Here is a 281-nt window from a genome sequence, read left to right as displayed (position 1 = left end):
GACAGGCGCTGGAGGCGAGTTTTCTCGACGGCGATACTAAAATTAAATTAATGAGTCAGCTCAATGCCGGGTCGATGTGACCCGAGGCGTTTCAAGGCCATGCGGCGTTTTAACGCCCCTGCGCCGCCAGCGCCTGGGCGCAGGCCCAGGCCGAGCTCCAGGCCCACTGGAAGTTGTAACCGCCCAGCCACCCGGTCACGTCCACCACTTCGCCGATAAAATAGAGCCCCGCCGCCTTGTGGGCTTCCATCGTCTTGGAAGAAAGTTCGTTGGTGTCGACG

Annotated in this window: 1 protein-coding gene; it reads right to left on the bottom strand. The window is 60.1% G+C overall.

What is annotated here, in order from left to right:
* Positions 1–109 precede the first annotated feature (109 nt).
* On the bottom strand, positions 110–281 hold a 172-nt coding region (locus J0A68_RS23435), incomplete at its 5' end, for an NAD(P)/FAD-dependent oxidoreductase (protein ID WP_206580535.1).

The sequence above is a fragment of the Algoriphagus oliviformis genome (assembly GCF_017254915.1).
Classification (GTDB): Bacteria; Bacteroidota; Bacteroidia; order Cytophagales; family Cyclobacteriaceae; genus Algoriphagus; species Algoriphagus oliviformis.
This window is presented reverse-complemented; position numbering and strand designations above follow the sequence as displayed.